The 14,010-nt window shown below is 55.5% G+C and carries 9 protein-coding genes; 4 read left to right on the forward strand and 5 right to left on the reverse strand.

All coding sequences use genetic code 11. From position 1 onward, the window contains the following. The first annotated feature begins 28 nt into the window (after positions 1 to 28). Positions 29 to 1,045 carry a M28 family peptidase gene (locus E7747_RS04780; RefSeq protein WP_136414443.1) on the forward strand — a complete coding sequence of 339 codons (1,017 nt, stop codon included), beginning with the start codon at positions 29 to 31 and terminating at the stop codon, positions 1,043 to 1,045. A gap of 172 nt (positions 1,046 to 1,217) precedes the next feature. Here E7747_RS04780 and E7747_RS04785 read toward each other — a convergent pair whose 3' ends face one another. Beyond that, on the reverse strand, positions 1,218 to 1,919 hold the full coding sequence (locus E7747_RS04785) for an OmpA family protein (RefSeq protein ID WP_136414445.1): 702 nt from the start codon (positions 1,917 to 1,919) through the stop codon (positions 1,218 to 1,220). A gap of 336 nt (positions 1,920 to 2,255) precedes the next feature. Here E7747_RS04785 and E7747_RS04790 point away from each other — a divergent pair, with 336 nt between their 5' ends. Together E7747_RS04790 and E7747_RS04795 are read left to right on the forward strand one after the other, a co-directional pair. Next, positions 2,256 to 3,173 carry a DMT family transporter gene (locus E7747_RS04790; protein WP_136414447.1) on the forward strand — a complete coding sequence of 306 codons (918 nt, stop codon included), beginning with the start codon at positions 2,256 to 2,258 and terminating at the stop codon, positions 3,171 to 3,173. Positions 3,174 to 3,234: 61 nt separating this feature from the next. After that, positions 3,235 to 6,489, forward strand: coding sequence for a S41 family peptidase (locus E7747_RS04795; RefSeq protein WP_136417031.1), 3,255 nt, complete (start codon positions 3,235 to 3,237; stop codon positions 6,487 to 6,489). 121 nt (positions 6,490 to 6,610) lie between these two features. Here the strand turns inward: E7747_RS04795 and E7747_RS04800 are convergent, their stop codons facing one another. Continuing rightward, complete coding sequence (locus E7747_RS04800; RefSeq protein WP_136414449.1) at positions 6,611 to 8,488, reverse strand: hypothetical protein; 1,878 nt, start codon at positions 8,486 to 8,488, stop codon at positions 6,611 to 6,613. Continuing rightward, positions 8,485 to 11,028: a hypothetical protein gene (locus E7747_RS04805; protein WP_136414450.1), complete on the reverse strand. Its 2,544-nt coding sequence runs from the start codon at positions 11,026 to 11,028 to the stop codon at positions 8,485 to 8,487. Before E7747_RS04805 ends, E7747_RS04800 begins: the two co-directional genes overlap by 4 nt. A 14-nt stretch (positions 11,029 to 11,042) precedes the next feature. Between E7747_RS04805 and E7747_RS16505 the strand changes: the two genes are divergently transcribed. Further along, the gene (locus E7747_RS16505; RefSeq protein WP_168185234.1) at positions 11,043 to 11,180 is read left to right on the forward strand and encodes a hypothetical protein; all 138 of its coding nucleotides are present in this window, start codon (positions 11,043 to 11,045) and stop codon (positions 11,178 to 11,180) included. A gap of 74 nt (positions 11,181 to 11,254) precedes the next feature. On the opposite strand, the gene E7747_RS04810 is transcribed toward E7747_RS16505, so the two are convergent. Together E7747_RS04810 and E7747_RS04815 are read right to left on the reverse strand one after the other, a co-directional pair. Beyond that, positions 11,255 to 12,343 carry a DUF4831 family protein gene (locus tag E7747_RS04810; RefSeq protein ID WP_136414452.1) on the reverse strand — a complete coding sequence of 363 codons (1,089 nt, stop codon included), beginning with the start codon at positions 12,341 to 12,343 and terminating at the stop codon, positions 11,255 to 11,257. Between the two features lie 66 nt (positions 12,344 to 12,409). Next, positions 12,410 to 13,927 carry an NAD(P)H-hydrate dehydratase gene (locus tag E7747_RS04815; RefSeq protein WP_123613879.1) on the reverse strand — a complete coding sequence of 506 codons (1,518 nt, stop codon included), beginning with the start codon at positions 13,925 to 13,927 and terminating at the stop codon, positions 12,410 to 12,412. Positions 13,928 to 14,010 lie beyond the last annotated feature (83 nt).

A 14,010-nucleotide genomic window follows, 5' to 3' on the forward strand; every position in this document is an offset into this window, starting at 1 on the left:
CAACCACCTTAATACAGCCAGCAGAGTCATGAAAGGATATCTAATCGCCGCCCTGTTCAGCATCATCGCTACCTTAGGGATTACAAGCTGTCGTCCGACCGCCTCTAACGGTGACGCGACCCGTACCCGTCAGGAAGAAAAACGGATCAAGACCCCTGCGCGCTTCAACCGCGACAGCGCCTACTCCTACGTAAGACGTCAGCTGGCATTCGGGCCGCGCGTATCGGGCACGGAAGGAAACCGCCTCTGCCGCGAATATCTCGTCAACGAACTCCGCCGCCACGGCGCACAGAATGTAAATGTCCAGACCGGCGAAGTCACAGCCTTCAACGGCGACCGTCTCCCGATAGGCAACATCATGGCATCATACAAACCCGAAATCCACGACCGCATACTCCTATTGGCCCACTACGACACCCGTCCGTGGTGTGACTCCGACCAGAATGAGGAAAACAGGCTCAAACCCGTGCTCGGAGCCAACGACGGCGGCAGCGGAGTGGCAGTCCTCCTTGAAGTGGCACGTCATCTCAACGAGACAGAGCCTCCGGTAGGCGTGGACATCCTGCTGGTCGATGCCGAGGACTACGGTCAGGCTTCAGGATTCTCGACCCACGACACATCGTGGTGTCTCGGCACGCAATACTGGATTGAAAACATGCCCTATCCCGCCGACTCGCTGCCCCGCTATGCAGTGCTTCTCGACATGGTAGGAGGAATGGACGCTAAATTCCACCGCGAATACTTCTCGGACCAGAACGCATCGAAACTTGTCGACAAAGTGTGGTCGGTAGCCGCCCGTTCGGGATATGAGAACCGCTTTATCAACAAGAGCGGAGGTGCAGTGGTCGACGACCACATCTTCCTCAACGACGCCGGAATACCTGCAATAGACATCATCGAGTCAAAAAACGAGTCGACGGGAACATTCGCCCCGACATGGCACACGACCGACGACACGCTTGAAAACATAGACCCCTCGTCGCTCGAAGCGGCCGGACAGACGGTGCTCAATCTCATATACAACGAAATCCGCTGCATGAAATAATATTACAGGCGACACCCGCCCATACAGAAAGTATATTTCCCGGAATCATCCCATACGGATAGCCGCCCGGACAAAAGAACAGGAGGAAACAGACCGTCAAGGCTTGTTTCCTCCTTACCTTATGAAAAGAATTGATGATTATATGCCTTAATCACAGGCTGACGGACATCACTTACTTGAGAGTGCCCTGGTTGGCCTGTTCGATCATTTCCTTGCTTGCGGTGATGTAGACCTCTACACGGCGATTCTGCGCACGGCCTTCGGCTGTGGAGTTGGATGCAATGTAGTCCTGCATCGGAAGACCTTCTGCAGAAAGACGGGTGGCAGCGACACCGCTGTTGAGAAGATAGTTGCGAACGGCGTCAGCACGTCCGGTAGCGACACGCTCGTTGACGGCAAGCGAACCGGTGTCATCGGTGTAGCCGTAAATCTGCACGTTTGTGCCGGGATTATTGATAAGCGAAGCGGCAAACTTGCTGAGGTCAGTGCGTGCGCTTGCGCTGAGAGTCGTACCGTTGGTCGGGAAAAGAATACCGCCGTTGAAAGTGACCTGAATTGCCTGCAGACCGTTTTCATCGGTCACCTGCTTGATTTCAGCCTGTTTTGCAAGCTCAGCCTGCAGTTCGGCCTGCTGCTTGTCCATCTTCTTGCCGATAAGGACACCTGCGCCCGTACCGACCGCAGCGCCGATAGCCGTACCGATTGCAGCGCCCTTGCCACCACCGATAAGCGCACCGAGTCCTGCTCCGAGAGCCGCACCGCCGCCACCGCCGATGGCTGCGCCTTTACCTGTATTCGTCCATGATGAGCATCCCGTTGAAAGAAGCACACAGAGAGCCATTGCAGGAATTCCTAAAGCTTTTGCGAGTTTCATTTTTATATTTTTTAAGTTAACGTGTTAAATATCGACGCAAAAATAGGCATTAATTCATAGACTTCCCAATAAAATCTACTCATCGCAATATTTTTTCTATAAAGCGTCTGTATAGTTATTACGCATTCAAAAAAATAAAGTTTTTCACCGAATCGCAATCTTTGATAAAAATTTCTTAATTTTGTCATCGGTTATGGCGACGTCAGGTCCTTCCGTTGGCATGACCGACCCTGAAAACACCTTGAGAACATTGTTGATGCGGAGGGTCTTAAACGAAGGTTAACCTTAAAAAGAGTGCCGTCGGCGACACATTGCGGGCATTCTATAATTATCGTCATGTCGACAAAGCGTTTTTCTCCGAAAGGCAATCTTTTGCTTTATCATGTAGGGGCCGCTGTTGCTGTCATTGGCTGGGGAGTCTCGTTTATTTCCACAAAAGTGCTCCTCGACAACGGATTGCACCCTATCGAAATCTACATCTACCGTTTCGCCATCGCCTATCTTGCGATGCTGCTGATCTGTCACAAAAAGATATTCAGCAACTCGTGGCGACATGAATTCAGCTTCATGCTCGCAGGTCTTTTCGGCGGCTCAATCTATTTCATCTCCGAGAACGTTGCGCTTGAATACACTCTTGTCAGCAACGTATCGCTCATCACCTCGCTATCCCCGCTTCTGACAGTGCTGCTCATAGGTTTCATCTATAAGTCAGACCGTCCCGGGAAAGAAACCATTCTTGGCTCTGTAGTGGCCTTTCTCGGCGTGGGTCTCGTGATTTTCAACAGCAGCTTCAATCTCAGCATAAACCCTCTCGGCGACCTGCTGTCGCTTCTGGCAGCCTTCTGCTGGGCAATCTACAGCATAGTCCTCAAGCAGCTCAACCCGCTCTACAGCGCACTGTTCATCACCCGAAAGACTTTCTTCTACGGCGTGCTGACAGCCATCCCGTTCCTGCTAATCGAGCCGTCGATTACCCCGCCGACAGTGCTGCTCGACCCGGTATTGCTCGGCAACATCCTGTTTCTCGCACTATTCTGTTCGATGTTCGCCTATCTGATGTGGGCAGCCATTATCGGCAAAATCGGAGCTGTCAAAGCCTCCAACTACATGTATTTCCAGCCGGTGGTGACACTCGTGTTCTCCTTCCTCATCCTCGGCGAGAAAATCTCGGTCATCGGCTATACGGGATGCGCCATGATCCTGCTGGGAGTCTGGATGGCCGACTATCTGCAGAAACGCAAACTACGTAACTAAAGTCTGAGGCCGAATGAAACGGTTCTCTGACAAATTCACCAACATACACCTCACCGACCTTATGAAGAAATCCATTATCAGCGCAGTGCTTTTAAGCGCCACTTTGGGCGCAGGCGCGGTGACTCCGCTATGGCTTCGCGATGTCCGCATCTCGCCCGACGGCAAGACAATCGCCTTCACCTACAAAGGAGACATCTACACCGTCCCCGTCAACGGCGGACAGGCCAGACAGCTCACCACCGTACAGTCCTACGAATCAGAACCAGTCTGGTCGCCTGACGGCAAGATGATAGCCTTCGCGAGCGACCGCAACGGAGGCTCTGATATCTATATCATGAGCGCCGACGGAGGCGAGGCGACACGCCTGACCTACAACTCGGCAGCCGAAATTCCCCACGCATTCACCCCCGATGGCAAATCGGTGGTCTACTCGGCATCGATTCAGGACGCTCCCTCGGCCCTGCTGTTTCCGGCTGCATGGCAGACAGAGCTTTACTCCGTGCCTGTCAAGGGCGGCCGTCCGCGCCAGATTCTCTCGACTCCAGCAGAAGCCATCAGCTATCTGCCCGACAACAAATCGTTTATCTACGTTGACCGCAAGGGCGGCGAAGACCAGTGGCGCAAACACCACACATCGTCGGTCACCCGCGAAATCTGGAAATATGACGCAGCCACAGGCCGCCACACCAATCTCACGGAGCACCCGGGCGAGGACCGCAGCCCGGTGGTGACACCCGACGGTCAGACAATGTATTTCCTGAGCGAGCGCGACGGCGGAACGTTCAACGTCTACTCAATGCAGCTCTCCGACCCGTCGAAGATAAGCGCGCTCACCGATTTCAAGACCCACCCGGTGCGTTTCCTCTCGCGCGGTGCCGACGGCACACTCGCCTTCACCTACGACGGTGAAATCTACACCATGCGTCAGGGAGGCAAACCTTCGAAAGTCAACATCTCGATAGTAGCCGACGAGAGCGAGCCGGACGTAATCACGCGCTTCACCTCCGGCACACGAGGAGCAGTCCCCTCGCCCGACGGTAAGCAGGTGGCATTCGTCAACCACGGCGACATCTTCGTGACCTCGGTGGAATATCCTACCACCAAGCAGATCACAACCACACCTCAGGCGGAAAGCTCTATCAGCTGGGGCACTGACAACCGTACACTCTACTACAGCTCCGACCGCGACGGCCACGAGAATATCTACCGCGCCAAAATCGCGCGTGAAGATGACCTCAACTTCCCCAACGCGACACTTATCGACGAAGAGCCGGTGTTCAAGCCCAGCGACAACGTTGACCGCGCACATCCGCTCATCTCGCCCGACGGAAAGAAGATGGCATTCGTGACCGGCCGCCGCGACATCGCAGTCATGGACATCAAGTCAGGCAAGGTCACACAGCTCACCAAAGGCAACATCTGCAACTCGCGCACCGGGAAACTCAATTTCTCATGGTCGCCCGACAGCAAGTGGCTTGCAGCCGAAGTCGACATGCACCGCCGCAGCCCCTACTATGACATAGCCATCATCAACGCATCGACCGGTGAAATCACCAACATCACCAACTCTTCATATTCCAACTATAGTCCCCGCTGGGTGATGGGCGGCGACGCAATCCTCTTTGTGAGCGACCGCTACGGCATGCGCAGCCAAGCTTCGTGGGGTGCGCAGTATGACGCGCTGCTCGTGTTTACCAACCGCGCCGCCTACGACCGTTTCCGTCTCTCGCCCGAAGATTTCGCGCTCCAGAAAGAATTGAAGGAGGCACGAAAGAAGAAAGAGGCCGAAAAAGATAAAAAAGATTCGAAGGATTCCAAGAAATCGAAAATCGACGATTCAAACAAGAAGCAGGAATCAAAGGACATCAACATTGAGCTTGACGGCATCAGCGACCGCATCGTGCGCCTGACTCCGTTCTCGTCAGACCTTGCCGACATCTATATCGACGACAAGGGTGACAACCTGTGGTTTCTCGCCGCATTCGACAGTGGCTACGACCTCTGGAAAATGAACCTGCGCAAAGGCGATGTGAGCCTTGCAAACAAACTCGATGCGGCCGGACTCTCGATGACTCCCGACGCTGAAGGCAAGAACCTCTTCCTCCTCGGCTCGTCGTCGATGCGCAAGATGAGCCTTCCCGGCGGAAAGATGGAAAGAATCACCGTCAGCGGAACACGCAAGAACAACCCTGTAGCCGAAAGAGAATATCTCTATGACTACATACTCAAGGAAGAGGATGCACGCTTCTTCGATCCCAAAATGCACGGTGTGGACTGGAAGAAGATGGGCGAGGCTTACCGCAAGTTCCTCCCCCACATCAACCACAACGCCGACTTCGCCGAAATGACAAGCGAACTTCTCGGTGAGCTCAACGTATCGCATACCGGCACACGCTACTATGGCGACGGAGCGAAAGAACCCACCGCATCGCTCGGACTGCTCTATGACATGACCTACGACGGACCGGGTCTCAAGGTTGCGGAAATCGTGGAAGGTGGCCCGTTCGGCCATGCCGACACCGCCATAAAGCCGGGAGCAATCGTGACAGCCATCAATGGTGTCAAGATTGACTCGGAGAGTGACTACACCCCGCTTTTCAACGGAATCGCACGCAAAAAGACCCTCGTCAGCTTCACACTCCCCTCAGGCGAGAAGGAGGAAGAAGTGGTGCTCCCCACAACCCGCATGACCGACCTTCTCTATAACCGTTGGGTGAAGCGCAACGCCCACCTCGTCGATTCGCTCTCTGGCGGCCGTCTCGGCTATGTGCACATCCGCTCAATGAACGACGCAAGCTACCGCACAATCTATGCAGACCTGCTCGGAAAGTACAACGAGCGTGACGGAATCGTGATCGACACCCGTTTCAACGGCGGAGGCCGTCTGCACGAGGACATCGAAGTGCTCTTCAGCGGAAAGAAGTATCTCACTCAGGAAATCAAGGGAGTGGTCGCAGGCGAAATGCCTTCGCGCCGCTGGAACAAGCCTTCGGTCATGCTCACCGGCGAGGCCAACTATTCAAACGCACACGGCACTCCGTGGGTGTATCGCCACGTGGGTCTCGGCAAGATTGTCGGCATGCCTGTCCCCGGAACGATGAGCTCGGTCAACTGGGTCAACATGCAAGATCCCTCGCTGACATTCGGCATCCCGGTTGTCGGTTTCAAGACAGCTGAAGGCAACTATCTTGAAAACACCCAGCTCGAACCTGACGTGAAGGTGGCCAACGACCCTGCAAAAATCATTCTCGGAATCGACGACCAGATTTCAGCAGCCGTCACCACTCTTCTCAACGACATCGACAAGAAGAAATAATCAATTCTATTCCTATAGCAAAACAGACAACGCCTGTTCCCGGACTGCCGGGGACAGGCGTTGTTCGTTTGTATTCACTGAAAAATCAGCACCGTTTTTCACCACATAAGACAACAGCGTGCTACCGCATGCAACGGTCGAGTATGGCATTGAGGGTGCTGTCGTCAAACCTGAATGGGGAGACAAGGCGACCTGTGGCATGGATATAGAGAGCGATAGCGCGCGTCATGAGCATGTCGTCATGGCAACCGCGCGAGGCGCAGTAAGAACCGTCTGGCAATGCCTCATACTGGAGAAGCTCGTCGCAGGCGGCCGACGAGTGCTCGACATAGCCACGGTCGCGCACACAGGCCACAAGATTCGCGATGATAGCCGGCTTGGTGCGCATGTTGGTGTGGAAACCGACAGTCTGCGCCGCGCCGTCGTGGCTACAAGGACGGAAATAGAGATTCGGATAACGCACCGAAAGAGTATCGAGTATGTAACGCCCCTCGCCCTCCGACGAGCTTTCCCATGAATTGCTCTCGACAACAAGCAGAGCGTCACCGTAATACCGTCCGAGAGCCTCAGCCTTGCGTGCAAGCAGGTCATGGTCGATATGCCCGCGCCACTGGGCCACGATTTCGGGAACTCCGTCAGGCGAATCGGAGTGGCGGTCAAGGACACAGATGACAGAGAAATCAGCGTTGCGGGTGCGTCCGCCGATATCGACACAGACTATATAGTCACCGCCCGGCCGCGGATAGCGCCACAGCTCACACTTTCCGTCGACCGAAGGGACAAACCTCGGCGCTACACACAGCGCCGTGTCACCGCAGTCAGACATCACGACCTCTCCCCTTTCGGCCTTCACACGGCAACCCTCGCGCAATGCCTCGACATCTTCCGAACTGAACACGTTGCTTACAGTCGACGAAAAAGCCTCGGCAGGAGTCGTGGGATACTCGGCCATCATTGACCTATGGTCGGAGAAAGCCATGCGCTTCTCATGATACCATTTTATCGCCTCCAGCGTGCAACCGTGGACAGTCCACAGACTGCGCTCGTAATCGTCCATCGAATCCCACAGCGCATCTGGATCAGAGACCTCACAGCGGTTGATCTCAATCTCGTGCCAAGGGACGAAGAAAGGAATCTTGTCACTCGCACCCGGAGTGTTGGCGCGCAGCCATTCACGATGGAAAAAATTACCTACGCCGTTGGCAGTGCTCTCCATAGCGACAAACGACAGCGGTTTCGACGCTATGCCGGAAGTGACCGAACGCATAAGGTCGGCCGGACTGTGGCGTGGAGAGTCCTTCCAGAAAGCCACTTCGCTGAGATGGGCAAGCGCACAGTCGAGACCGCGTGCGGCCTCCTGATTCTCGCTCGAACAGACCGTCACCTTGCACTCGCGTCCCGGAATGACCCGTGTGTTTGTCATGCGTTCGAAGGGTCTGAACTCAGGACGCGCCTCCTCATCCCAATAATCAGGCGGATAGCGGGAAAGGAGCTTGGAATACATTCCACGTATGGTGGCGGCCGTGTCCTTGACATGGGCACATATAAGGGAGTTCCAGTTGCGGCAATGGATTATCTGAATCCATGCGAAATAAATCTGTATAAGCGTCGAACCGCCCCATTGACGGGCTTTAAGCATGATCAGACGCAGCGGGCGTCCGGCCCGACGTTCGGCTTCAAGCAGACCGACAAGCCTCCGCTGCGGACGGTTGAGACGGAAAGGAATGTCGGCCGAGGTCATCTTGTCGGTTATCACCACACAGCTCACCGCCCAGAAAGGGAAATCATATCTGAAACGCAGACGCGCGAAATCCGTCTCCGAGACCGCCACACCAAGCCGCGAATCGGCAAGCATGGCCGAAGGAAGATAATAGGTAGTGCCGTTGAAGGAATATGGACGACGGTCTGAATCCGATTCATCGCCTGTCAGCGGGTCCGGAGTATGGCCAAGAGCCACATTCCGGCGGCTATTCTCAATAAGTATATCGCGTGGTATCATTGCAGTAGAAAATTCTTTACACTGAGATTTATGGACAGGATGAAATTATGGCGATGACAGGCGAAAACACTCAGAGGCGGAAGATGAGCCACGTTCCCGCGCAGACAGCATGAAGTAAGCAGCCCCGAACGCATGACTCCCGCACCGTTGTCAGCCCGGAGCTCGACAGTCCCGCCGGAAATCTCGCCGAATAGAGGAAGGGCGAATCCATAGACGCCGGGCGACGGCGAAGGCGCTGCGACCGACGCGCGATAGGCCACAGCGACCTCAGCATCCTCACGTGAGACCGACAGCTGGTAGAGCCGTCCATCGTCATCGGTGGCCCAGACACTCTGACCGTCGTCAAGAAGCGACGACACGACCGGAAACGAGCGGGTGTAGAGCATCCTGCCTTTATCGTCATGGACAACCGCATCGGGAAATAACGGACGGAAATCATCGCCCTCCGCAATCATGAAGTTTTCAGGACAAGGATTTTCGTGGCCGTAGAAACAGATAAGTTCGCCACGTGACGAATCACGCGCAAGCCTCCCGGCACTGACAAAGGAGCGCATGGTGACGACGCTCTGGCCTGTGATCCTCACAAGGTCATCGCCGGCAAGCACCGCGATAGAGTTTCCACCGAGACGACAGACGGCATCGCAGCTGCCGACAGGGCGAATGTCAAGAGTGCGCGCGGTCAGACGGCTGCGCGACGAATTAGCCGTTACCGACTGCACTCCGCCCCTCCCGAAAAGATAGAACCGCGCGCTGCCCGCATCCCATCCACCGGTCGTCCCGGCAGCGGCCATCAGAGCCACAGGGCGCGATTCGGAAGTCCGGGTGACAGCAAGCGGGCGGAGTGGTTCAGAAACGGAGGCAAGCACTACAGCCGACGGCATCGGGCGCGGACGCGACGAGCCGGAGGGAAGGATAAAGGCCGGCATGTCACGCTCCATCTCCACCGGCAATCCGTCGTCGGCAAGCCAGTAGGCAAAACGCCCTGAGGGATCTGGACGAAGGTCGACACGGAGCGAACAACGCTCATAGAACAGCTCCATGCTCACCGCGTCGGCCGACGGATAGACGAGCAGCGGTGACATCGGACCGGGAGGGAAAGAACTTATTGCGGCGCTGCGCACAGAGCTGCTGCCGTCGGCAAAACCGATTTTGACAGCCATCGGTGCTGACTGAGGGAAATCAGTGCCGGGCGCGGGAGCTGCAATGACAAATCCGCATGGCAGCCAGCCTTTAAAGCGCATGGCCGAAACAGAGGTGTATGCGATGCTGTCGCCACCAGTAGCGGCCACTCCGGCGCAGAGACAATGAGGCATGTCGAGCGCTACCATGAGCGATTCATCCTGTCGAAGCGGTGTATGGGCACGTGACACAAGACGGCGAAGCACCGTCAGCTCATCGTCGAGACCGTAAGAAGGACGACGTAGCGGGCGGCTTATTCCCTTCCATTCACAGGCCGAAGAGTCGAAACCGAGGGTCGCACACGGACTCAGACTTTCGCCTACGGATGCAAGGACTGCTTCGGTCAGAGAGCGCAGACGCGAGCCTTCGCCGGCAATAGCCGAGACCGAATCATTCAGCCCCGGCAACCCGACATGGAGCGATCCGGAAGTGGCCGAAAACGAGCCGAAGCGGTGAGGGGCATTGCCGGTCCCGTCAAACGGATGAAGCTGCGGACTGACCGACAAGACCACGCGGCTGACCGCCTCCTGCCATTGTTCCGACAGCGGAATGCAGAGTTTCAGACGCAGGGTGAAGGCGGACGCTGTCATGCGCTCAAAGGAGAGCGTCGAGAAGCCGTCGCCGCTCAACAAAAAGTCTACGCCAAGCAGCTGCTGGCCGTCGGATGGCATGACCATTACCGGCGCTGAGACATAGAGCACCTCTCCGTGGTGGCCGATGAGGCTGTAGCGCGCGATTACCGGCTGGAAATAGACCTGACGCTGCATGGCTGACTCAGCTATCGAGCGGTAGGCATCTCCGACGAGACGGCCAACTGCCAGCGCATCTGCGGCAGTGAGCCGTGATGAGCGCGAGGTGTATGAATCCCGGAGCTTAGTGCCTCCGACCGTCGTGGTCAGCGGGGCATCGTCATTGCGAACAATCGCAAGAGGCTCCGGCATGTCGGCCGCGCAATGCCAAGTCCAGCCGCCATTGCTGTCGGCATGCAGCCACATGGGAGCATCGTCAGCACCCATAAGAATCAGATAGCGGCCGGCACATCCGACAACGCCCGACGGTTTTCCGGGTGCGTCAGGAAGCTTTACGGACTGAGTGCCGTCGTGACAAAGCAGACGACCTTCATGTTCCATGACAAGCCATTTACGGCCATCGGGACTTTCTATACGGCCTCCGGGAAGCAGGCGTGCGCCGGGTATAGGGCGGTCAAGCGTAATTTCGGCGGGAGAACCGACCGCTTCAAGGCCGGAACGCCTGAGCGAAGGCCGGAGGTTATGGCAGATTTCCGTTTCGCGCCGGATCAAAGCGCCTGCCGGAAAACGAATCACAGTCTTGTGGCTGCCTTTCAATCGACGAGAGTTCATAGTAGGGATTAAGGATGAAGGGTAAAGGATTAGAAATGAGTGCAGATAAGGTAAAAGGGTTAATAACAGGAGTTGATTGGTGGGTTGGGCATGGTGCAAATTTACTATTATCCGATGCCCGAAAAGGTGCGATAATACAAATTGAGGCATAAAAAGACAGCATGGGAAATGTTATAACATTTCCCATGCTGTCTTTTTATATCTTCTCAGGGCTAAAACGCCGCAATCAATTATTGGTTCCCAGTTCGCGGACTGCGCCTGTGAGCGGATTGAAATGGAGATAGGCAGGCTGGCGCTTGTGGGTGAACAGGCTTGGGTCAAGACCGAAAACCACACCATATTGCGCGACATCAAACTCCTTCTCGACCAATGTCTTGTCGTCGAAGCTCAACGACACCCACGCAGCCCCCGGAATGCGGTAGGCCACGCCCCCCTTGGGGAAAGTCTTGGCCACTCCCTTATCATTGACCGGCAGTTCGCCACGTGTCACAGGCGTAATCTCGATATATATCGGATCGCCTGACAGGTCTGTGGCATCAACAAGCCCTTCGGCAGCCGAAAGACGGGCCACAACCATGCGTCCCTGCTCACCCTCTTCGGGTACATAGACCATATATGTACGGACTTCCACCGACTTCTGGACAGTGCCGAGAAACATTGCGGTCAGAGCCTCCTCCTGCCCCGCAAGCTGGTCGAGAGCCAGTTTCATGGCAGCCCCGTCCGAAGGCATCGCGTCGGCCTGGCCGGATATGATTTCGTTGCGATTGGTGCGAAGTTCATAGATTTTATCAGCCGCCAGTTCGGCTTTTTTTGCCGATGAACGGCTCTGAATCATTTCGGGGGTTACAGCCTGCTGCGCTATGGGCTTCTGGAGCACCGTGGGCGCGGGGGCAACAGCCTTGGGAAGTGGCGTCAGCTCGACAGCCGCCTCGTAGGTCTCATCGTTGATTGAAAGCGGGAAATTGCTGTCGCTCACCATCATGAACGTGCCATTGCCTCCTTTGAAAGTTGCAAGATAACGCGCCTCTTCGTTGGCAATGGCCACAGGATTGATGACAGCTTCCGTGATGCGCCACGACGTAGACTGCTGCATGATCGGCTCAGTGTTGAGATATTTGCGGGCATACTGATAAAACTCGCCGGGAGTGTTGACTGTCTTCTCGACGGCAATCGTGACTTCGAAAGCCGTCAGCGGAAGAGTGTACATCAGACCATACTCGCTCGCCTTGGTGGCTGTCAGCTTCGACGATGTCTGTGCCGTGGACGGAAGCGCAGCCAGAGCGCCCAGCAGCAATATAGACAATAACTTTCTCATAGTTGAAATTGAAAAGTCTTTTAACCTTTTTAATTCTATGTTTTAAACTCTTTAACTCTCTGGAAATTACACCTGCATGATGGCTTTTATCGCCTTGCCGACACAAGCGGCGATGTCGCCGGAGAGCGAGCCGTATTCGCCCTCGACATGTGCGGCTATGTCGCCGGCAAGCCCGTGGATGTAGACAGCTGCCGTAGCAGCGATCTCCGACTTGTAGCCCTGTGCGAGCAGCGAGGTGATGATTCCTGTCAGCACGTCGCCGCTTCCGGCTGTGGCCATAGCGGCAGAACCTGTCGAATTGAAAAATATCTTTCCGTCAGGACGTACAGTGGCGCTGTAACGGCCTTTCAGCACGATTATCACCTTATATTTATGAGCCACTTCAAGCGCCCTGAGCAGACGGGTCTCCGACGAAGCCTGCGAGCCGAAAATGCGGTCAAACTCACCGGCATGGGGCGTAAGAATCGAGCCGGGAGCTATGTGGTCCATGAGCGCAGGCGTGCGGGAGATGATGTTGAGGGCATCGGCATCGAACACCATCGGCCGTTTTATGGTCTTGATAAGAGTCTCAAGCGCTCCGCGTGTGGCATCGTTTGTGCCTATGCCCGGCCCTACGCCGATAGCAGTGAAATTGACGCGCGGAGTCATGTCGGAAATCACGTTCTCGTTTCTGTCAGGGAGATAGAGCGCTTCGGGGACAGCAGTCTGGAGCACGCTGAAACCGCAGCGGGGAGCATGGACGGTCAGTTTGCCCACACCCGAGCGCAAAGCTCCGCGGGCGGCGAGCACTGCCGCTCCCATCATGCCGTAGCAGCCCGTGAAGAGCAACGCATGGCCGAAATCAGCCTTGGAGCAGAAATCGGGACGGCGTTTGAGCACACGTCTTACATCGTCTTTCTCTATAAAGAAATATTTCGTGGGGGTCTGTTCGATTGCGCGGCGACTCAGACCGATGTCGACCACCTTCCACTGCCCGACGATAGGGGCATTGTCGCTCAGGAAAAACGCGAGTCGCGGAAACTGCACTGCGACAGTGAGGTCGGCATGGACAACGTTGCGGGCAAGTATGCGCGAATTCCAGTCGCCATACATTCCGGAAGGCACATCAATCGACACCACGGTCGCCCCTGATTCGTTGATATAGCGCGCCATAGCCATATATCCGCCTTCGAGGGGGTTGCGAAGACCTGTACCGAAAAGTCCGTCGATGACGAGATGGTCGGCTGTAAGGGTCGGAATGTGAGACGTATGCACAATCTCCGTCATGGCCACATTGCCAAGCCTGAGGAGTTCGTCGCGGCATGCCCGGCAGTCGGGCGACAGCGAGTCGCCTTTCACATTGATAAGCACGACATGCGGATTGAATCCGGCCTCTATCAGCAGTTTGGCTACAATCAGAGCATCAGCGCCGTTATTTCCCGCGCCGGCAAAAACCATTGTTGGTTTCGACGGACTCCAGCGGCTGAGAATTTCATTGACCACCCCTTCTGCCACACGGTGGATCAGCTCCATCGAGCTGACACCCTCCTCCTCGATAGTGACGCGGTCAATGTTTCGTATATGTTCAGTGCTAAAAATCTTCATAATCAATCAAAAAGAATTGCCCACGCAAAATTACGGAAATTTCGCCAATAAACATGACTATCAACATAGATTAATCCAAAAAG

Origin of the sequence: Duncaniella dubosii, from assembly GCF_004803915.1 — a bacterium.
GTDB lineage: Bacteria > Bacteroidota > Bacteroidia > Bacteroidales > Muribaculaceae > Duncaniella > Duncaniella dubosii.